Below are 17,095 nucleotides of genomic sequence, written 5' to 3'. Positions count from 1 at the left end.
GGCTCCCGCACCTTCTGGCGGGCCTCGCGAAACCTTATATTCCCGCCATGGCTCCTTCATCCCCCGGACGGCCGCACTCTCCCGGAAGGCCGGAAGTCCGCCGCCTCGACCCGGTGCTCGTCGACCGCATCGCCGCCGGCGAGGTGGTCGAGCGGCCGGCCTCGGCGGTCAAGGAACTGGTCGAGAACGCGGTCGATGCCGGCGCCGCCAGCATCGCGGTGACGATCGCGGCCGGCGGGCGCAAGCTGATCCGGGTCGTCGACGACGGCGGCGGCATGAGCGCGGACGACCTCGCGCTGGCGGTCGAGCGTCACGCCACCTCGAAGCTGCCGGACGGCGACCTCGCGCGCATCGAGACCCTGGGCTTTCGCGGCGAGGCCCTGCCGTCGATCGGCGCCGTGGCCCGTCTCGCCATCACCTCGCGGGTGCCCGGCGCGGAGAGCGGCCACGTCATCGTGGTCGATGCCGGACACAAGGGACCGGTGCGGCCGGCAGCCAGCCAGCCCGGGACCCGGATCGAGGTGACGGATCTCTTCGCCGCCACCCCGGCGCGGCTGAAATTCCTGAAGTCGGACCGGGCCGAGGCGACGGCGGTGGGGGAGATTCTGCGCCGCCTCGCTGTCGCCCACCCGCAGATCCGTTTCACGCTGACCGGCGAGGGCGCGTCGTCCCCGGGCCTGGTCTTCCCGGCCGAGATCGGGCCGGGCTCGTGGCTGCGCCGCCTCGTTGCGGTGCTCGGACCCGAATTCGGCCAGAACTCGGCGCCGTTGAGCCTGGAGCGCGAGGCCTTCGCCCTCGACGGCCATGTCGGCCTGCCGACCTTCCACCGGGCGGCGGCGACCCACGTCCATTTCGTCGTCAACGGAAGGCCGGTGCGCGACCGGCTGCTGCTCTCGGCGGTGCGGGGGGCCTATGCCGACGTGATGGCCTCCGACCGCCATCCGGTCCTGGCGCTGGCGCTCACCTGCGACCCCGCCCTCGTCGACGTCAACGTCCACCCGGCCAAGACCGAGGTGCGCTTCCGCGATCCGGGCCTGGTGCGCGGGCTCATCGTCAGCGCGATCCACGAGGCCCTGCGCCGGGAGGGCGGGCGCAGCTCCGGCACCGTGGCCTCCCGCACCCTGGAGAGCCTGCGGCCGCAGCAGGCGCCGCTCCCGATGCCGGCCTCCACGCCCTCGACGGCGTCGCGCCAGCCCGCGAGCCTGTTCGCCCGCCGCGACGAGACGGCGCCGGCCCGGCCCACCGGCTCGGGCCGGCCCGAGGATTTCGAGCGCGATTTCGGCCAGGCGCCGTGGGACGCTTCTTGGGGGGCCCGCGAGCCGGATCAGGCCGCCTACGAGGCACCGCCCCCCGGCGGTGGCTTCGGCGAAGGGCACCAGGCGCAGTTTGCCGGCGACCTCGCCCTGCCGAGCGCCGACCAGCGCATGCCGCCGCCCGAGGCCGTTGCCGACCAGCATCCCCTGGGCGCGGCACGGGCGCAGCTGCACGAGACCTACATCGTCGCCCAGACCCGGGACGGGATCGTCATCGTCGACCAGCACGCCGCCCACGAGCGGCTGGTCTACGAGCGGCTGAAGCGCGAGCGGGAGGGCGGCGGCATCGCCCGCCAGATCCTGCTGATCCCCGAGGTGGTCGAGCTCGATCCCGTCGAGGCCGACCGGCTCGCCGATGCGGCCGACGCCCTGCAGGATCTCGGCCTCGTGCTCGAATCCTTCGGCCACGGCGCCGTGCTGGTGCGGGAGGTGCCCTCGGCGCTCGCCGGCGGGTCCTTGCGCGCGCTCCTCACCGATGTCGTCGACGCGCTGACCGAGGGCGTGGCCGATCCGCTCGCCCGTCGCCTCGACGCCGTCCTGTCGCGGATGAGCTGCCACGGCTCGATCCGGGCCGGCCGCCGCCTGCGGCCGGAGGAGATGAACGCGCTGCTCCGCGAGATGGAGGCGACGCCGTTCTCCGGCCAGTGCAACCACGGGCGCCCGACATACGTCGAATTGAAGCTGTCGGACGTGGAGCGGTTGTTCGGGCGGCGGTGAGCCGTCGTCTCGACGGCTCGGAACCGGCTTCCCGGACTGCAGGGCCGTAGCCTACGATCTCGCCACTGACAGCACCGGAGGCCCTGTATGCCCGCGGCGCGGCGCGATGCGTTCATCGATCTCGACGCCTATGACCGCCTCTGCGAGACGGCAGAGGAGGGGGAGCGGCTCGAATACATCGACGGCCGTGTCTTTCGCATGATAGTCGGCGGATCGACCGCGCATCACGCCCTGACCCGGTGCCTCGACGGCCTCGTCGCGGAACGCCTCGCGCCCGGCGGGCCCTGCGCGTCGTTCCGAGAGACGATGCGGCTCGAGGCCGGCACGGCGCGGTTCTACCCGGATGTCTTTGTCTCGTGTCGCGGCGACATCGCGCCCGATCCAGACAGCCGGAGCGTGGCCTCCGCGACCGTGATTATCGAGGTGCTGTCGCCCTCGACCGAAGCGTACGACCGCGGCCGCAAGTGGCTCGCCTACCAAGCCCTGCCCGATCTCCGCCATTCCGTCCTCGTCGCGCAGGACCAGCGCCGGATCGAAGCCTATCACCGCGAGGGCGCCGGCTGGCGCTACGAACTCCTCCAGGCGCCGGATGCCGTCCTCCGGCTCGATGCGGTCGCGGTCCACCTGCGGCTCGACGCGATCTATGCCGTGGTCCCGATGCTTGCCACGGCGAGCGACGACCGCCCGTTCCCCGTCCCATTCGGGCCGGCCCAGGTCGCTGGCATCGCCGGGTTGAAGGGACTGGATGTGTCCGGAGCCATCGAAAAGCTCCTTACCGAGATGGATGCGGAGGAATGCGCGGCGGCGGTCGCGGCGCTGGTCGGACTCGCCGACCTGCCGCCGGAGGAGTCGTGGCGGGCGGTCCTGCCGCAGAGGCTGCATCGCGGGTTGGATGAGGCCTTGCGCGGGATGCTGTGACGGCGGCTTCCATCCTGAGTCGATCCGATGGTCGCCCCGACCAATCGGTCGCATCACAGATCAATATAGCGACAGCAAGACCCGATTCCGTGATCATACGATCTCAGGTATAGGTAGCTCAGGCGAGCGCCGAAGCTCGCCACCGACTTGGGCAAACCTCTCCTCCGACGGTTCCGGGCGGCGCATGGCGCCGCATCCGGGCCGGATGCATGCGGCCGACGTCCCCGCGCCTGATCGAGCCGGCCCGAAATCCGGCACGGGACAATCGAAGTCCCGCACGAGGAGACGCCCCATGGACATCCGCAAATGCGCCGCCGAGGCGATCGGCACCTTCTGGCTCACCTTCGCCGGCTGCGGCAGCGCCGTCATCGCCGCCGCCTTCCCGCAGGTCGGGATCGGCCTGCTCGGCGTCTCGGCCGCCTTCGGCCTCACCGTCGTCACCATGGCCTACGCCATCGGCCACATCTCGGGCTGCCACCTCAACCCGGCGGTGACGATCGGGCTCGCCGCAGGGAGGCGCTTCCCGGGCCGGGACATCGTGCCCTACATCGTCGCGCAACTCGTCGGTGGCGTCGCGGCGGCGGGGCTGCTCTACGCGATCGCCTCCGGCGCGCCGGGCTTCGACCTCGCCAAGGGCTTTGCGGCGAACGGCTACGGCGAGCACTCGCCCGGGCAGTATTCCCTGATGTCCTGCCTCCTCGCCGAGGTGGTGCTGACGGCGATGTTCCTGTTCGTGATCATGGGGGCGACCCACGGCAAGGCGCCGGTGGGCTTCGCGCCCCTGGCGATCGGCCTGTGCCTGACCCTGGTCCACCTCGTCGGCATCCCGATCACCAACCTGTCGGTCAATCCGGCGCGCTCGACCGGCCCGGCCCTCATCGTCGGCGGCTGGGCCCTGGCGCAACTCTGGCTGTTCTGGGTCGCGCCGATCATCGGCGGGGCGCTCGGCGGCATCCTGTATCGCTGGCTGAGCGAGGCGCCCTCGGCGCAGGTCACCGGCGTACCGACGGCCGCCGCCACGCACTGATACCTTCGGGCCTTGGCATCGACAGATCGATGCCAAGGCGTCCGGCGCATCAGCGCCGACGCCCGTTCGGGCTTGCCTAGAGCATTTCACGATCGCGTTGCAATCGCGAAGCTCTCTAGGTCTTTGATCTTGCCGCATTGTCTGCGACGAACCGGTATCCACTTCGTCGGACAATGCTCTAGCGCCTTCGAACAGATCTGTTCGAAGGCGCGGCGGTATGAAACCAAGGATCGGCCGGCCGGCCGGTCAGCCGGCCGCCACCTCGTCGAGGCGCCCGGCCGGGTCGTGCGGTTCGAGGCCGCGCCGGTCGCGGGCATCGCCCACGACCCGGCCGGGCACGCCGACCACGAGGGCGAAATCCGGCACGTCGCCCGTGACGACGGCGCCGGCGCCGATCATTGCGCCGCGGCCGATGACGAGGCCGGGCAGCACGGTCGAACGCGAGCCGAGCGAGGCCCCGGGACCGATCCGGGTCGGCCGGCAAGCGACGGTTTCCGAACCACCAGTCTCCCGGCTCTCCGTCTCCGTATCGCCGATCACCACCCCGTGGCCGACGAATACGCCCTCGCCGAGCTCGACCGCGGGGCCGAGCACGCTGTGCGAGGAGACCTTGCAGCGCGCGCCGACGCGGCTGCCCGGGCGGATCTGCACGAACGGCCCGACCCGGGCGCCGGCGCCGATGCGGCAGCCCGCGAGATCGACGAGGTCCGGATGCGTGATGCTGGCGCCGTCCTCGAGGGACACGTCGGTGATCGGCATGCGGGCGGGCTCCGGTCGTCGGGTTGCAGTCAGCGTCGGCCACGAGCCTAGGCTGTTGCCGCGCCGCCCGGCAGCACCGGCTTTGGGGGCGCCGGGCCCCGCCGCCCTCGACCGCCCGGGGCGGGTGGCGCGGGGCGACCCTCCCCCATCGGGGGAGGCCTCTCCTCCGGCAGGCGGAGGCGAGGGGGAGCGACCCGCTCCGAAAGGGGGAGGGAGGCACGATCGGGGTGAACCCTGCCTCCGCCGCCCGGGCGTCATCGGGCCCCGCCTACGCCGTTCCGCGGCGTTCCGGCCGGGCCCGGGCCGGACGTACACCTCCGAGGGTCACGGGTGGGTCCGCGGGGTCGAGAGATCCCGATGATCCGCCCGCGGCGGCCACCAGCGCCCGCGGGGGAGCCGCCGACCCTGATCCCCCGCCGCGGTCGAGCCGAAGAGAGCGCGATCTTGCTGAACAACCCGATCTGGACCGACCCGTCCCTGGCCCCGCGCCTCCGGGACGACCCGCCGGAGACGCGAAGCCTCGAGGTCCGCGACATCCTCGCGTTCCTGCGCCGCCGCCGCGCCCGCATCCTCGCCTGCGCCCTCGCGGGGGCCGCGCTCGGCGCCCTCACGACGCTCGCCGCGACCCCGGTCTACACCGCCCGGGCGCAACTGGTGATCGATTCCAAGATGCCGCCGCTCTTCGCCGAGCCCGGCGGCGAGGCGCGCTTCGCCATCGATACCGGCCAGATCGCCAACCAGATGGCGATCCTGCGCTCCGAGAAGGTCGCCCGGATGGTGATCGACAAGCTCGGGCTGCGGGGCGATCCGGAATTCGCCGGACCGACGCTCCGGCTCCCGGCTTGGGCCGCCGCCATGCAGGGCCGCGCCGTCGCGCTGTTCGAGGCCGCGCGCGCGGCCTTCAAGGGCGCGACCGGGCGCGCCGAGGCCGAGGCCGACGGGGGCCTCGAGGCGGAACGGCGCTTGCTCGATACCTTCGCGGCCCGGCTCGACGTGCGCCGCGCCGGCCTGGCCTATGCTCTCGACATCACCTTCTCGGCTCGCGATCCCCAGAAGGCGGCCGACATCGTCAACGCCGTGGTGGAGCAGTTCCTGCGCGAGAAGATGGAGGCGCGGATCGAGGCCTCGCGCTTCGCCACCGACTGGCTCAACGAGCGCGTCGACCGGTTCCGGACCCAGATGAACACGGCGATCCGCGCCGTGCAGGAATTCCGCGCCACCCACAATTACCGCATCCGCCGCGGCCGGCGCGACGATCCCGACGGGCCGGTGGCGAGCGCCGGCACGCAGGTCGTGCCGCGGGCGCCCGTCGACGACGAGCCCGGCACGCTGGAGGAACTCGAATCCGCCGCCGAGACCTCGCGCAAGGTCTATGAGAGCCTGCTGGTCGTGCTGGCCGAGGCGGTGCAGCGCCAGAGTGCGCCGGTGGCCGATTCCCGGGTCATCACCGCGGCGACCCGGCCGCTGTTCCGCTCCAATCCGGGCCTGCGGCTGACGATGCCGGCCGGCGCCGTGGCGGGGGCCGGGCTGTTCGTGGCCGTCGGGGTCGCGGGCCTGCTCCTCGACGGGCGCGCCCGCTCCCGGCGCCAGGTCCGGGCGGCGACCGGGCGGGATTGCCTCGGCTGGATCCCGGCGCGCCCCGAATCCCGCCCGGGGCTTCGGCGGCGCCGCGGCCTGACCGACGAGGCCCGGCTCTGCGCCGGGCTGGCCGAGGGCCTGCAATGGACCCGGCTCTCGCTGGCCTCGTCGAAGCACGCCGCGCCCCTGCGCAGCATCGGCCTGACGGCGGCGGGCCGCACCTGCGGGCGCACCAAGGCGCTCGCGACGATCGAGCTCGCCCGGCTCTATGCCGCCGCTGGCGCGCGCGCCCTCGTGATCGACGCCGATGCCGCCGAGCCGGTGCGGCGCGATCCCGGTGTGGGCGAGGGGATCGTCGCGGACTTGCGCGGCTTCGGGCCCCGGGCCTCCGAGACCTGGCGCAGCCACGTCACGGCGCTCTCCGATGGATGCGACGTGCTGAGCCTGGCACACGAGGCCTTGCCCTCGCCGCACTGGCTCGGTTCGCCCGCCATGGAGGCCTTGCTCACCAGCCTGTGCGACGCCTACGACGTGGTGATCGTCGACCTGCCGCCGGTCGGCCGCTCCGCCGCCACCGTGGCGCTGGCGCCCCTGCTCGACGGCGTGGTGGTGATGACCGAGTGGGGCCGCACACCCCTGCGCACCCTGACCGAGGCCTGCGAGGTCTTGGAGCATGCCCGCGCACGGATCCTCGGCACGATCACCACGGAGGTCGACCGGACCGCCCTCGACGGCTGAGGCATGGCCGTGACCAGGGCCCGGAAAAGTGGCCCGATGCCCGTCAGCCAGGCATATGATGCATGATTGACGGGCAATTCAGCATAATCGCGCCAGTTGCATGCGATTGCTGCATATCGCAGCTGCGAGATCGATGATTGCTGCAATGCAGCATGAGGATCATGGTCGGGGTCAGGAACCACAGAGTTCCAGTCCACCTCCCACTTCGGAGCCGAACCCATGGCCTCCTCGCCCTCGATCGCCGCGACCCGTTCCATCGCCCCTGCCAAGACGGCCGCCAAGCCGGGCCTGTTCGCCGAGATGCTGCGTCTCTGGCTCGAGCACAACCGCCGCCTCGCCCTGGTCGGAATGCTGCCGCTTTGACCGGATGCGTCCGGGCGTCATCGTCCGGACTTTGCGCGCCGGCGCAGCGGAGCTCTGAATTCAGAACACCGCATGGTGAAGAACGAAGCGGATAGCCTTCCGCTTTGTTCGGAACAGCCCGCGGTTCTGGATTGCAGGCTCCGCTTCGCGGCCGCGGACTGATACCAACGGTCGTTGAGAACGGCCTTCGGTGCCGTTCTCGAATTTTCGCCAAGTCTCGAATTTACGCCAAGCCCGAGGTCCCGGACTTCTGGGCTTGGCGTCGGAAATTCGAGATGGGTCGACGGCCCCGTCGATCTCGGGCTTGCCCGGGATCGAATCGATGCGTCAGCATCTTGGGCCGTTGGTATGACTCGGCTGGTTTGAGATCCGTCGATCGCAGTCGAACTGCCCCTGGCGCAGTCTCCATGCCTGTCGGGCACGCGACCTCAGGCCGAGATCGCAGGCGCAATCGCGTCGGCACTCGCGATGCGGAGGCGGAGTCTCTGCACCCGCGAACATTCCCCCGCTCTCACGCCGGCCCGCTGACCTCCGGCCCATGCGTCTTGCGCCCGGTGATGCGCTCGACCATCGGCTCGGCCAGCGCATGGTAGAGCCCGTGCTTGCAGACCAGCTTCGAGGCGCCGTCGGCGATGAGCGCCGTGATCATCAGGGGAATCACCAGGCCGTGATTCTCCGTCATCTCCGACACGATGACGAACGAGGTGATCGGCGCCTGCAGGACGCCGGTGAGGTAGGCCACCATCCCGACCAGCACCACGGCACCGACCGGCACGTCCGCGAACAGGCGGGCGATCTCGGCGCCGAGACCCGCCCCGACGGCCAGGGAGGGGGCGAACAGCCCGCCCGGGATGCCGCTGATCGACGACAGGGTCGTGGCGACGAATTTCAGCGGGCCGAACAGAGGATGGGTGTCCGAGTTGCCGTGGAGCAGCGCCTTCGCCTGCTCGTACCCGGTGCCGTAGACGTGCCCGTGCGTGGCGAGACCGCACAGGGCGACGCCGAAGCCGCACAGGGCGGCGAACACGACCGGCCGGCCGGAGACGAACCGCCCGAGCGCCCCGGGCAGGCCGCCGCAGGTGACCAGGATGACGATGCGGCTGAACAGGCCGCCGGACAGCCCGCCCAGGATGCCGCAGAGCGGCACCACGGCCCAGGCCGCCAGCGGCAGGGTGTCGCCGGTGGTGCCGAAATAGGTGTAGTTGCCGACGATCGCGAGCGAGGTCAGGCCCGCCGCGATGATCGCCCCGAGGATCAGGCTCGACGTCTTGGCCTCGTAGGAGCGGCTCAGTTCCTCGATGCCGAACACGATGCCGGCGAGCGGCGTGTTGAAGGCCGCCGCCACCCCGGCCGCGCCGCCGGCGAGCAGGAGGCCGCGCTGGCGCTCCGGCGCCAGGGGGCCGGCCGCCGCCATGAGCGCGGCACCGACCTGCACCGTCGGCCCCTCGCGCCCGGTCGAGGCGCCGCAGAACAACCCCAATGTCATCACCACGATCTTGCCGAAGGCGGTGCGCAGGGAGATCAGGGGATGACGCAAGGCGGCGTCGTCGATGTCCCGGGCGGCGATCACCTGCGGGATGCCGCTGCCCTGCGAGTTCGGAAACACCGTGCGGGCCAAGAGCGCGGCGAGCCCGAAGCCGAACGGGGTGAGGACGAGGGCGATCAGCGGCGAGATCCCGATCACGGCCCGGAACGCCGATTGCGCCGCATCGGCCAGATGCGCCATCAGCACCGCCGCGGCACCGACCGCGATGCCGCCGAGCACGAACAGCCCGCGCCGGCCCCAGATCCCGACGAGATCCCGCGATCCCGGCAGCCGCTCCCTCAAACCCCGCACGCGACGCAACCCTTCGTCCAACCAGACCAGCCGGCACCTTGGACGAAACCGCCGCCGATGCGAAGCTCTGCCGGAACAGGTCAGGCCTGACCATGGGACAGGAGGAAGCGTCATGCGGGTGCTGGTGGTGGGGGCAGGGGCGACCGGCGGCTATTTCGGGGCACGGCTCGCGCAAGGAGGCCGCGACGTGACCTTCCTGGTCCGCGAGGCGCGGGCGGCGCGGCTCGCCGAAGGGGGGCTCTCGGTGCGGAGCCCCCTCGGGGATTTTCGCATCGACCGGCCGGCGACCGTGACGGCGGCCACGATCCCCGGGCCCTTCGACCTCGTGCTTCTCAGCTGCAAGGCCTACGACCTCGCCGGCGCCCTCGACGACGTCGCCCCGGCGGTGGGACCGGACACGACGGTTCTGCCGATCCTCAACGGCATGGCGCATCTCGATGCCCTCGACGCGCGGTTCGGGGCGGAGCGGGTGCTCGGCGGCTCCTGCGCCATCGCGGCGACGCTGTCGCCGGAGGGTACGATCGTGCAGATGAGCGAGTTGCACGCGCTCACCTTCGGCGAGCGGGACGGGACGCGCTCGGAGCGCATCGCCCGGGTCGCCGGCGTGATGGAAGGGGCGGGCTTCGCGGCGCGGCTCAGCGACAAGATCCTGCTGGAGATGTGGGAGAAGTGGGTCTTCCTCGCGACGCTGGCCTGCGGCACCTGCCTGATGCGGGCCCCGGTCGGCGACATCGTGGCTGCCCCCGGCGGGCGCGAACTGATGCTCGGTCTCCTGGAGGAATGCCGCGGCATCGCGGCGGGCGCCGGCCATGCGCCGCGGGAGAAGTTCCTGGAGTCGAGCCGCGGCACCCTGACGGCGGCGGAGTCGCGCTTCACCGCCTCGATGCTGCGCGACATCGAGAAGGGCGCCCGGATCGAGGCCGACCACATCGTCGGCGACCTCCTCGCCCGCGGCCGCGCGGCCGATCCGGACGGGGCATGGCCGGACCTGTCGACCGCCCATACCCACCTCAAGGCCTATGAGAGCCGGCGGGGGCGGGAGCAGGGCTGAGCCGGTCGCGAGACGGCGTGCCGAGTCGAGGCGTGCCGGCGCCGTCGCGGGAATCAAGGAGGGGAGGACGGTGGGACCGTCCTCCCCTGTGCCGTACCTCCGGGGGGTCGGCCGGTCTACTGCGACAGGAAGGTTTGGTTCGCGCCGCCGTGGCAAGTCCAGGCCGCCGTCACCGCGCCGGGCTGCGTCGAGCCGTTCCAGATATCGACGCAGAGGCCCCCGTCATTGACCGACACGAGGGCGTTGCCGCCGTTCTGGGACCGCAGCGTCCAGGCCTGGTTGGTGCCGCCGTTGCAGGTCCATTGCGTGATCGGGGTGCCGGGCGCCGCCGGGGGCTTGAGCAGGCTCATGTCGAGGCACTTGCCCGAGGCCTTGTTGACGTAGGCGGTTCCGCCATTGCCGGGGGTGGGGGTCCAGGTCTGCTCAGGCACGCCGGTGCAGGTCTGCTGCGTCACCGCCCCGCCGTCGCTGGTGTCGCCGGAGGCGATCGACAGGCAGAGCCCCGAATTCGCCGCCTTCAGCACCGAGGTCGTGGCGGTCAGGCCGTTCGCCGGGCAGAACGAGGCGTCCTGCTTGAACAGGTCGCTGCCGTCCGACTTCGCGATGTAGAACGTGAAGTTCGCGTGGCGCAGGTAGTAGCCCGGCCAGTCGATCGACTCGTAGGACGTGCACGGTCCGGTATTGCAGCCGCAGGTGCCGGCGAGCCCGGCGCGCGGGAGGAAGGTGGCGCCGCGCTTGAAGACGTCGCCGCCGTCATTGGCCTGCTGGAAGATCTGGAAGTTCTGGTGGCGCAGGTACTGGCTGGCATTGGTGCTCGCCTGGAACGACACGCCCGAGCCGGCGAGGCCCGGCACCTGCCGGAAGGTCGACTGCTGCTTGTCGCCGGCGCTGGCCGGGGTGACGAGCTTGGCCGCACCGTTGACGTTGGTGAGGTAGCTCCCCGTGTAGTTGCTCGCCTGGAGGCTCACCGGCGCGCCGGTGCCGGTCGTGCCCGCCCCGGCACCCGTGCCGGTGCTCCCGCCCGTGCCGCCGCCGGCCGATCCGCCGGTGCCGCCGCCATTCTGCCCGCCGCCCGCGGCGGTGACCACGGCCGGGGCCGCGACCTGGGATGGTGCCGCGACGCCGTTGCCGAGCGCGACGATCACGCCCGGCGAGGGCACGCCCTTCTGGTCGATCGCCACCAGCTGGTAATAGCCGGGAGGCGCGACGTTGCCGTTGGCCGGATTCCGCACCGTCACGGCGTTGCCGGCTTGCGTGAAGGCGGCGACGTAGCGGCGCTGGCCCGAATTGAAGCTGTGCGTCACCGTGCTCAGGCCGATCAGGACGACCTGCGACAGCCCGTTCGGCGAGGTGAGCTCGAACTGCATCGACTGGCCGTGCTGGAGCTGCACGGTCGAGAGGCTGACGATCTGCGGGCGCGGCGCGAGGGCGGTCTTGCCGTTGACGGTGGCGAACAGGTAGGGCGGGTAGAACACCTCGACGTTCTGGTTGGCGACCGGGCCCGGTGCGCCGCCGCCGGCCAGCAGCAGGGCGCCGTTCTGCATCAGGATCGCGGTCGAGTGGTAGCCGCGATAGACCCCGCCCGAGGCCCCGAGCGACCAGCGGCCGGTCTTGGGATCCCAGATCTCCGATTGCAGCACGGTGTCGCCGTCGCCGCGGTCGTTCCACTTGCTGCCGCCGGTCACCGCGACCTGGCCGGTGGGCAGGACCGTGGCATTGGCCCATCCGCGGCCGACGCTCATCGGCGCGGTGTCGGTCACCACCGGCATGCCGCCGTTGATGTCGATCACCGTGGCGCGGCTGCTCGCGAGGAAGCCGGTGCCGTTGTCGTAGCTGTTGCCGCCGACCTGGAGGATCTTGCCGGTGTCGTACATCGCCGCGGTCGAGACCGGGCCGACATTCGGCGCGTCGGTGGCGGAGTTCGCGTTGCGTTGCGGCTCCTTGAAGTTCATCGCAGTGACCGAGCCGTTGTTGCTCGGATCGAGGAACCACATCTTGTCGGCGGTGATGCCGAACACCTTGCCGTTCGGCGCGATCCAGGCGCGCGGATACCAGAAGCGGTTGTTGTCGGGGCCGAACGCGTCGCGGCTCTTGGCGCCGAACAGGCTCCGCCAGCCGTTGCCGTCGTAGATCTCCGGGGTCATCCCGGTCATCAGGCCCTTGTCGATGCTGCCCTGCGGATCGCCCCAGCCGCCCTGGTAGGGATAGGAGCCGCCCATGATCAGCTGCTGGCCGTTGGGCAGCGTGATCATCGTCGAGTAGTAGCGGTCGTTGGCGAGCTTGGCGTTGGTACCCGACACGCCGGTGCCGGTCCGGTTGAGGACGACGCTGCCCTTGTCGTTGCCGTTGTCGAAGATGCCGCCCGCGATGAACAGAGATCCGTCGGCCCTGAAGGCCTGCGCGGCGCAGAAGCTGTTCACGCCCGCGACGCCCGGCAGGGTGATGTGGCCGGCGCCGATGCCCTGGCCGGGATCCCAGATGTCGAAGGTGCGGCCGTCCTGGGTGCCCGGGTTGCCGCCCGGCGTGCCGTAGGATGCGATCTTGCCGCTCGGCAGCAGACCGAGGGTGATGGCGTTCATCGGCCAGTTCTGCACCCCCGAGAACACGCCCGTCGTGGGCGCGTTGTCGGGAAGCGCCACGCTCCCGAGCACCGGATCGGCGACCTGGTTCACCACCACGCCGAACTGCGCGGCATGGGCCGGCGACAGGAGGCCTGTGCCCAGGATGGTAGCAGAGAGGAGTGCGGCGTCGCGCAGGCGCGGGCGCCGCCCGGCCGGGAACAGTGCGGTCATCGGTGCAGGCTTCCTGTCAGGTCTGAGGGCGCGGATGTCGCTCGAGAGCCGGGGCGAGGTTCCGGGCGGCATTGTCGATGAAGCGACCGACCGCCACATCGATTTGCATGGCGCAGGTCTCGCCATTGTCTTGTTCGGATCGCTTTTTGTCGCCGGATCGACGGTCGATCCGAGCAAAGATTTTCGTATGTCTCGTGTCGCTCTCTTGCATAAAGGCCGGCCGGCATGGCGATTGTCATGCTTGTATTTGCGATGTGTTTCTATTTCGTATCGCGGTGCCGACCGGAATATTTAAGAAAAGCTTTTCAGTAGCGGTAGATGGTGCGATCGAGGCCGACGACGATCGCCCGCTGGGCGTTCGGGACGGTGAGGGCGGTCGCCTTGAAGCTCGGATCGACCAGCGCCCAGTTCCCGACCGTGTCGTCGCCGGTCTTGCGCCACATCAGCTGGCTGGCGGTGTTCGTCACCACGACGCTGCCGTCCGGCGAGGCCGCGATCTCGGCCGCGCTGTTCCCGACCGCGACCCAGTTGCCGCCCTGGTCGCCGCGATAGACGTTGTTGTCGAGGCCGATGTGCCAGAGGCTGTTGCGGTTCATCACCGCCACCCGCAGCGCCTTGCCGGGCAGCTGCTTCCAGGCATTGGCGTTGTCGTCCGCCTGCTTGAGCCAGATGTCGTTGTTGCCGTTGGCGATGAGGATCGAGCCGTCCGCCGCCGCGATCGACTTCGCGTTGGTGCCGACCTGGGTCCAGCTCTGGCCGTTGTAGCGGTAGACGTTGGTGTCGGTGCCGACGCCGTAGATGCTGGTGGCGCTGAGGACCGCGATGTCGGTGAAGTTTCCGGGCAGCGGCGTCCAGGTGTTGTCGCTCACGTAGCGCCACGGCACCTTGGTGTCGGCGTTGAGCGTCACGAGGGTGCCGTCCGTCCCGACCGAGACGCGCGAGGCCGCGACGCCGATCGGCGTCCACTGGCCGTTCGCGGCCGGCATGGCGCTGGAGCCGTCGGCCGGCGGCGCGACGCAGAACGAGGCGTCCTGGTTGTAGGTGGGACCGCCATCCGGCTTGGCGATGTAGAAGCTGAAGTTCTGGTGACGCACGTAGTAGCCGGGCCAGTTCACCGACTCGTAGGACGTGCAGGTCCCGGTATTGCAGCCGCACGAGCCGGCGAGGCCTGCGCGCGGGGTGAAGGTCGTGTCGCTCTTGAAGAGATCGCTGCCGTCGTTGGGCTGCTGCCACAGCTGAAAATTCTGATGGCGCAGGTACTGGCTGGAATTCGTGCTCGCCTGGAACGACACGCCCGAGCCGGCCAGCCCCGGCACCTGCCGGAACGTGGCCTGCTGCTTGTCGCTGGCATTGGCCGGGGTGACAAGCCGCGCCGTGCCGCCGACGTTGGTGAGGTAGCTCGTGGTGTAGTTGCTCGATTGCAGGCTCACCGTCGCGCCGGTGCCAGTCGTGCCCGCTCCGCCGGCATAGCCACCGCCGCTCCCGCCCGTGCCGCCGCCTGCCGATCCTCCCCCGGTGCTGCCGCCCGTCCCTGTGCCGCCCTGTGCCGGGGTGACGAAGGCCGTCGCCTGGGCCGGGGCGGTCACGTTGGCGCCGAGCGCGATGATGATGCCCGGCGAGGGGACACCGTTCTTGTCGATGGCGACGAGTTGATAGTAACCGGGGGGCGCGAGGTTGCCCGAAGCCGGCGCCTGAACGGTCACCGCATTGCCCGACGTCGAGAAGCTGGCGGAATAGCGCCGCTGGGTCGCGTTGAAGCTGTGCGTGACGAGACTGGTCCCGATCAGCACCACCTGCGACAGGCCGTTCTGCGAGGTCAGCTCGAACTGCAGGGATCGTCCATAGGACAGTTGCAGGCTGCTCAGGCTCACGATCGATGGGCGCGGCGCCAGGGCCGCGGTGCCTCCCGTCGCGGCGAACAGGTAGGGCGGGTAGTAGATCTCGGCGTTCTGGTTGTTGACCGGTCCCGGAGCGCCGCCGCCGGCGCTGAGCAGGGCACCATTCGGCATCAGGATCACGGTCGAGTGGTAGCCGCGGTAGATCGCGGCCGAAGCGGCGGCAGTCCATTGCCCGCTCGACGGGCTCCAGATCTCGGTCTGCAGGACTGTGTTGTTGTCGGCCGTATCATTGAACAGGCTGCCGCCGGTCACGGCGACCTGCCCGGTGGGCAGGACAGTGGAGTTCGACCACGCACGACCGTATTTCATCGGCGATGTTTCGGCGACGATCGGGGCCGTCCCGTTGATGTCGATCGTCGTTGCAAGACTGCTCGCGAGATAGCCCCCGTCACCGTTCGTCATGCTGTTGCCTCCGACTTGGAGGATCTTGCCGGTGTCGTACATCACGGCCGTCGAGGCCGGACCGGTATTCGGGGCCGCCGTGGCGGAATTCGCGCTCTGCGGCGGAGCCTTGAACGCCATGGCGGCGACGGAGCCGTTCCCCGTCGGATCGAGAAACCACATCTTGTCGGAGGAGATCCCGAAGACCTTCCCATTGGGGGCGATCCACGCGCGCGGGAACCAGTACCGGCTGTTGTCGGGGCCGAACGCGTCGCGGCTGTTCGCGCCGAACAGCGTGTTCCACTTGGTGCCGTCGTAGAGTTCCGGCGTCATGCCGGTATTGTACCCTTGGTTGATCGAGCCTTGCGGGTCCGACCAGCCAACGGCATAGGGGTAGTCTCCGCCTATGATGAGTTGCTGGCCGTTCGGCAGCGTCAGCATGGTCGAATAGTAACGGTCGTTGCCCAGCTTGGCTGCGTTGGCTGTCAGGGCGGTGGCGCTGCTGTTGAGGATGACGCTCCCTTTGTCGTTGCCGTTGTCGAAGATGCCTCCCGCCGACATCAGCGTGCCGTCGAAGCGGAAGGTTTGCGACGAGCAGAAGCTGTTGATTCCGACGACCCCCTGCAGGGTGGTGTGGGCGCCGCCGGCATTCAGGCCCTGGGTCGGATCCCAGATGTCGAAGGTACGGCCGTCCTGGGTGCCGGGGTTGTTGACCGGGGTTCCGTAGGACACGACCTTGCCGTTCGGCATCAGGCCGAGGGCGATCGCGTTGATCGGCCAGTTGTAGACGCCCGACCATAGGCCCTGGGTCGGCGCGTTTGCCGGGATCGACAGGCCGGCGAGCATCGGATCCGGCACTTGGTTGACGACCACGCCGAACTGCGCGGCCTGCGCGGGCGACAGGAGACCTGCGCCCAAGATCGTGGCGGAGAGGAGGGCGGCGTCGCGCAGGCGCGGGCGGCGTCCGGCTTGGATCGCTGCGGTCATGACGGGAACTTTCGCTTCGGAAAGGTCAGAGGGGGTTGGAACCGTGGGCGTCGAGACCCTGCGCGAAACTGTCGAGGAGGGGGATGTCGCGTTCGAGCCGTGGGCGATCGACCGGGTCGCCGCCGTAGGACATCGCGATCCCGCCGCGCCGGTCGAAGACCAGGACCTGCGGCGGCGGTTCCGGCAGCGACGCCGCCGGATAGCGCAGCATCGCCACGAGCGAGGCGGTCCAGGCCGCGTCGCCGGCGAGGAACCGCAGCCGCGTCTGCGCCCCGACGGTGCCGTCGACGAAGGTGCGCAGGGCCGTCATGCCGCTTGCCTTGCCATCCTTCGTCGCGTCGTCGAGCGAGACCGCCAGGAACACCGCGCGGTCGCGGACCGTCTCCGGCAGGGCCTTGGCGACCTGGTCGAGGTCGAGGGTGCGGGTGACGCAGACGATCGAGCAATCGGGCGCCACGAACGCCACCACGGCGATCCGGTCGCGGAGATCGGCCGGGTTCAGCGCGACGCCGCGCTGGTCGGCCCGCTGCCCCGCGCCGGCCGAGGGCCAGAGCAGGGTGTCGAGGTCGCTTCGAGGCGCCGACTCAGCGTTCGCCTGCGGCTCGATCGAGGCGGTGCTGGGGATGCCCCAGAGGGGCAGGCCGGCCACGAGGGCGGCCACGTACTTGAATCCCGGCCACATGGCTCGATTCCGCCAATCCATCGCTGAGTTGTCCCAACGGCGAACCTGACGCAC

Annotated in this window: 12 protein-coding genes; 7 read left to right on the top strand and 5 right to left on the bottom strand. The window is 70.5% G+C overall.

Translation table 11 applies throughout. The features are described 5' to 3' along the window. The first annotated feature begins 47 nt into the window (after positions 1–47). The 3 genes from mutL to aqpZ all read left to right on the top strand — a co-directional run bounded on the left by mutL (position 48) and on the right by aqpZ (position 3,975). Positions 48–2,030: a DNA mismatch repair endonuclease MutL gene (gene mutL / locus AC3AOF_RS04015; protein ID WP_488347744.1), complete on the top strand. Its 1,983-nt coding sequence runs from the start codon at positions 48–50 to the stop codon at positions 2,028–2,030. 87 nt (positions 2,031–2,117) lie between these two features. Beyond that, positions 2,118–2,948: a Uma2 family endonuclease gene (locus AC3AOF_RS04010; RefSeq protein ID WP_488347743.1), complete on the top strand. Its 831-nt coding sequence runs from the start codon at positions 2,118–2,120 to the stop codon at positions 2,946–2,948. 292 nt (positions 2,949–3,240) lie between these two features. After that, positions 3,241–3,975, top strand: coding sequence for an aquaporin Z (gene aqpZ / locus AC3AOF_RS04005; RefSeq protein WP_488347742.1), 735 nt, complete (start codon positions 3,241–3,243; stop codon positions 3,973–3,975). 246 nt (positions 3,976–4,221) lie between these two features. Here aqpZ and AC3AOF_RS04000 read toward each other — a convergent pair whose 3' ends face one another. Further along, positions 4,222–4,734 (bottom strand): DapH/DapD/GlmU-related protein, encoded by a 513-nt coding sequence (locus AC3AOF_RS04000; protein ID WP_488347741.1) that lies wholly within the window; start codon positions 4,732–4,734, stop codon positions 4,222–4,224. A 444-nt stretch (positions 4,735–5,178) separates the two neighbouring features. Here AC3AOF_RS04000 and AC3AOF_RS03995 point away from each other — a divergent pair, with 444 nt between their 5' ends. Continuing rightward, positions 5,179–7,050 carry a GumC family protein gene (locus AC3AOF_RS03995; RefSeq protein ID WP_236991990.1) on the top strand — a complete coding sequence of 624 codons (1,872 nt, stop codon included), beginning with the start codon at positions 5,179–5,181 and terminating at the stop codon, positions 7,048–7,050. Between the two features lie 219 nt (positions 7,051–7,269). Continuing rightward, positions 7,270–7,413 carry a hypothetical protein gene (locus AC3AOF_RS03990; protein WP_236991991.1) on the top strand — a complete coding sequence of 48 codons (144 nt, stop codon included), beginning with the start codon at positions 7,270–7,272 and terminating at the stop codon, positions 7,411–7,413. Between the two features lie 511 nt (positions 7,414–7,924). On the opposite strand, the gene AC3AOF_RS03985 is transcribed toward AC3AOF_RS03990, so the two are convergent. Further along, complete coding sequence (locus AC3AOF_RS03985) at positions 7,925–9,250, bottom strand: chloride channel protein (protein ID WP_236991992.1); 1,326 nt, start codon at positions 9,248–9,250, stop codon at positions 7,925–7,927. A gap of 112 nt (positions 9,251–9,362) precedes the next feature. Here AC3AOF_RS03985 and panE point away from each other — a divergent pair, with 112 nt between their 5' ends. Next, positions 9,363–10,301 (top strand): 2-dehydropantoate 2-reductase, encoded by a 939-nt coding sequence (gene panE / locus AC3AOF_RS03980; RefSeq protein WP_488347740.1) that lies wholly within the window; start codon positions 9,363–9,365, stop codon positions 10,299–10,301. Between the two features lie 116 nt (positions 10,302–10,417). Here the strand turns inward: panE and AC3AOF_RS03975 are convergent, their stop codons facing one another. Then, positions 10,418–13,093, bottom strand: coding sequence for an AbfB domain-containing protein (locus AC3AOF_RS03975; protein ID WP_488347739.1), 2,676 nt, complete (start codon positions 13,091–13,093; stop codon positions 10,418–10,420). Positions 13,094–13,127: 34 nt separating this feature from the next. On the opposite strand from AC3AOF_RS03975, the gene AC3AOF_RS03970 reads away from it, so the two are divergent. Beyond that, entirely contained in the window at positions 13,128–13,388 is a 261-nt protein-coding gene (locus AC3AOF_RS03970) for a hypothetical protein (protein WP_488347738.1), read from the top strand. Positions 13,389–13,398: 10 nt separating this feature from the next. Here AC3AOF_RS03970 and AC3AOF_RS03965 read toward each other — a convergent pair whose 3' ends face one another. Then, the gene (locus AC3AOF_RS03965) at positions 13,399–16,359 is read right to left on the bottom strand and encodes an AbfB domain-containing protein (RefSeq protein ID WP_488347737.1); all 2,961 of its coding nucleotides are present in this window, start codon (positions 16,357–16,359) and stop codon (positions 13,399–13,401) included. 25 nt (positions 16,360–16,384) lie between these two features. Further along, positions 16,385–17,041: an SCO family protein gene (locus AC3AOF_RS03960; protein WP_488347736.1), complete on the bottom strand. Its 657-nt coding sequence runs from the start codon at positions 17,039–17,041 to the stop codon at positions 16,385–16,387. Positions 17,042–17,095 lie beyond the last annotated feature (54 nt).

The organism is Methylobacterium sp. 142-1Y (genome assembly GCF_057747795.1).
This window is presented reverse-complemented; position numbering and strand designations above follow the sequence as displayed.

What these genes read in the sequence shown, in the direction of transcription:
- mutL (WP_488347744.1), top strand. Translation starts at nt 48, where the DNA reads ATGGCTCCTTCATCCCCCGGACGGCCGCACTCTCCCGGAAGGCCGGAA.
- AC3AOF_RS04010 (WP_488347743.1), top strand. Translation starts at nt 2,118, where the DNA reads ATGCCCGCGGCGCGGCGCGATGCGTTCATCGATCTCGACGCCTATGAC.
- aqpZ (WP_488347742.1), top strand. Translation starts at nt 3,241, where the DNA reads ATGGACATCCGCAAATGCGCCGCCGAGGCGATCGGCACCTTCTGGCTC.
- AC3AOF_RS04000 (WP_488347741.1), bottom strand. Translation starts at nt 4,734, where the DNA reads ATGCCGATCACCGACGTGTCCCTCGAGGACGGCGCCAGCATCACGCAT.
- AC3AOF_RS03990 (WP_236991991.1), top strand. Translation starts at nt 7,270, where the DNA reads ATGGCCTCCTCGCCCTCGATCGCCGCGACCCGTTCCATCGCCCCTGCC.
- panE (WP_488347740.1), top strand. Translation starts at nt 9,363, where the DNA reads ATGCGGGTGCTGGTGGTGGGGGCAGGGGCGACCGGCGGCTATTTCGGG.
- AC3AOF_RS03975 (WP_488347739.1), bottom strand. Translation starts at nt 13,093, where the DNA reads ATGACCGCACTGTTCCCGGCCGGGCGGCGCCCGCGCCTGCGCGACGCC.
- AC3AOF_RS03970 (WP_488347738.1), top strand. Translation starts at nt 13,128, where the DNA reads ATGTCGCTCGAGAGCCGGGGCGAGGTTCCGGGCGGCATTGTCGATGAA.
- AC3AOF_RS03965 (WP_488347737.1), bottom strand. Translation starts at nt 16,359, where the DNA reads ATGACCGCAGCGATCCAAGCCGGACGCCGCCCGCGCCTGCGCGACGCC.
- AC3AOF_RS03960 (WP_488347736.1), bottom strand. Translation starts at nt 17,041, where the DNA reads ATGTGGCCGGGATTCAAGTACGTGGCCGCCCTCGTGGCCGGCCTGCCC.